The organism is Rhodococcus sp. 14C212 (genome assembly GCF_011058195.1).
GTDB classification, from domain to species: Bacteria; Actinomycetota; Actinomycetes; order Mycobacteriales; family Mycobacteriaceae; genus Rhodococcus; species Rhodococcus aetherivorans.
The window spans coordinates 1-3,223 of the sequence record NZ_JAALEH010000186.1; the positions used below are offsets into that span (position 1 = coordinate 1).

Here is a 3,223-nt window from a genome sequence, read left to right on the forward strand (position 1 = left end):
GGCGGTGCCGGTGCTCGAGGAGTTGCCCGGTGGGGGCGTCGGGGAGGTGCCGTCGACGCCGATCGTGCGGTGGCTGCTCGAGCAGGGGGGATGTTTCCCGCGGTTCTGTCAGTCGGTGCTGCTGTCTCTGCCGATCGGCGTCGAGCGGGAGCATCTGTTGGCTGCGGTGCAGGCCGTCGTCGAGACGCACGACATGCTGCGGGCCCGGTTGCATCGGGTCGGAGACGACGAATGGCGTCTCCAGGTGCTGCCCGCGGATGCGGTGCGGGCACGGTCCTTACTGGTTCGGGTCCCGGTCGCGGCGGTGACGGGCCCGGAGTTCGTCGGTGCTGCGGCGGTGGCGCTCGAGGCCGCGGCGGGCCGGCTCGATCCCCAGGCGGGAGTGGTGGCGCAGGTGGTGTGGTTCGATGCCGGGGCGGGACGACCGGGTCGGTTGCTGGTGGTGGCGCATCATCTGGTGGTCGACGGGGTGTCGTGGCGGATCCTGGTGCCGGATCTGGCTGCCGCGTGGGCACGGGCAGCGGCCGGGCGGCCGGTGGAGCTCGAGCCGGTGGGGACGTCGATGCGCCGGTGGGCGCACGGGCTGGTCGAGGCGTCGCGTGCCGAGGCGCGGGTGGGGGAGCTGGAACTGTGGCGGACGGTGCTGTCGGGTGAGGATCCGGTGCTCGGATCGCGGCCGCTGGATCCGGCGATCGACGTCGGCGCCACGGTCGAGACCGTCACCGTCGAGGTGCCCGCCGGGGTCACCGACCCGCTCCTGACCGCATTGCCTGCGGCCTTCCACGGTGGGGTGAACGACGGGCTGCTGGCCGGTCTCGCTCTGGCGGTGACCGCATGGCGACGCGAGCGTGGGTCGGCCTCCGAGGCGGTGTCGGTAGGGGTGGAAGGGCACGGCCGGGAGGAGCAGGTGGTGCCGGGGGCGGATCTGTCGCGCACGGTGGGCTGGTTCACCAGTGTGTTCCCGGTGCGTCTGGACCTGGCGGGAATCGATCTCGACGAGGCGCTGGACGGTGGTGTCGCGGCCGGCGCGGCGATCAAGGCGGTCAAGGAGCAGTTGCGTGCTGTGCCCGATCACGGGATCGGCTACGGGATGTTGCGTTATCTCAACGACGAGACGCGGGTGATGCTCGGGTCCAGGCCGGGGCCGCAGATCGGATTCAACTATCTGGGCCGGATAGCGGCAGCGGTGTCGGGGGTGGATCCGGAGGCCGGATGGTTGCCGGTGACCGATGTGGATCTGGGGGCGGTGCGGGATCCCGGCCTGCCGGCGTCGGCGGTGGTTGCGGTCGATGCCATGGCTGTCGAGACCGAGGCGGGGTGGGTGTTACGGGCGTCGTTCTCGTTCCCGGCCGGTGTGCTCACCGAGGCCGAGGTGCGGGCGCTGGCCCGGCGGTGGGAACAGGCGCTGGGTGGGCTGGCCGGTCATGCCGTCGCTCCCGGTGCGGGCGGGCACACCCCCTCGGATTTCGCGTTGGTGTCGTTGCCGCAGCCGGTGATCGAGGCGCTCGAGCAGCGGTATCGCGGGCTCGAGGAGGTGTGGCCGTTGACCCCACTGCAGCACGGCCTGCTGTTCCACGCTCTGCACACGGAATCCGTCGATGCCTATGTAGTGCAGCTGACCCTGCATCTGAGCGGTCGGCCGGAGCTGCCACGCCTGCGGCGTGCCGCGGAAGCCCTGCTGGCGCGACACCCGAATCTGCGGGTGGCCTTCCCCTACGACGTAGATGCCGATTCCGTGCAGGTCGTCCAAGGCGATGTGGAACTTCCCTTGCGCGAAGTCGATCTCAGTGGCGTCGACGAGCAGGCGCGCGGTACCGAACTCGACCGGATCCTGACCGCCGACCGAGCCGCGCGTTTCGACACGGCTCTGGCCCCGTTGCTGCGATTGACGGCGATCAGCCTGCGGCCCGACGACTTCCGCCTGGTGTTCACCAACCACCACCTCCTGCTGGATGGTTGGTCGGCGCCGTTGTTGTTGCGGGAACTGCTGGCGTTGTACGCGGCCGACGGGGACGTGTCGGTGCTGCCGCCGGTGCGTGCGTATCGGGATTATCTGGCCTGGCTGGGTCGGCGGGATGTGGAGGCGGCGCGGGCGGCGTGGGTGCGGGCGCTGGCCGGGGTGGAGCGGCCGACCCTGCTCGCCGCGGCCGGCTCGGCGCAGGTGGAGGAAGTCACCGAGGAGATCCGGCAGGAGGTGCCGGAGGAGTTGACCGGGAGGCTCGAGGCGCTGGCCCGGCGGCGGGCGGTGACGCCGAACACGATCGTGCAGGCGGCGTGGGCGGTGGTGCTGGCGACGCTCACCGGGCGGGCGGATGTGGTCTTCGGTGCTACGGTGTCGGGTCGGCCGGCCGAGGTGCCCGGGATCGAGCAGATGATCGGGTTGTTCATCAACACGATTCCGGTGCGGGTCGCTCTGGATTCGTACGAGTCGCTGGGCGGGCTGCTCGAGCGGGTGCAGGCCGAGCAGGCCGGGTTGCTCGAGCATCATCATCTCGGGTTGACCGAGATCCAGCGTGTCGTCGGTCCCGCGGCGGGGTTCGACACGTTGACGGTGTTCGAGTCGTATCCGGTGGACCGGGCCGGGCTGACCGCGGCAACCGACCTGGCCGGCATGCGCGTCACCGACGTGACGGTCCACGAGACCGGCGACTATCCCGTGACCGTCGTCGCGCACACGGCCGGCGACCGGCTCCACCTGCGATTCGTCTTCCGGCCCAGCCTGTTCGATCACGAGGACATCCAACGGATCGCGAACCGGATGGACCGGGCACTCGCCGCCTTCGCCGACGAGCCCGATCTCCCGCTCGGACGGTTGCAGCTGCTCGACGAGACCGAACTCGGCCGGTTGGCTCCCGTCGAGAACCCGAGGTCTGTGCCGGAGGCGACGTGGGGGCAGATCTTCGAGGCGCAGGTGGCGCGCAGCCCGCACGCGGTGGCGGCGGTATGCGGCGAACAGCGTTTGACCTATGCGCAGTTCGATGCACGATCGAACCGGTTGGCGCGGCTGCTGATCGACCGCGGGATCGGTCCGGAGTCACACGTGGCGGTGGCGATGCGCCGCTCGCTCGACCTGCTGGTGGCGATCTGCGCGATCGTCAAGGCGGGCGGTGCGTTCGTGCCGGTGGATCCGGATCATCCGGCCGAGCGGATCGAGCACATGCTCACCGATTCGCAGGCGGTGCTGGGGGTGACGGTGGCCGCGGAGCGGGAGCGGCTGCCGGGC

1 protein-coding gene is annotated in these 3,223 nt (G+C 70.7%); it reads left to right on the top strand.

Annotated features, from left to right (window positions below; genetic code table 11):
• Nucleotides 1–3,223: condensation domain-containing protein (locus G6038_RS30495; protein ID WP_165042619.1), on the top strand; the 3,223-nt coding region annotated here is incomplete at both ends.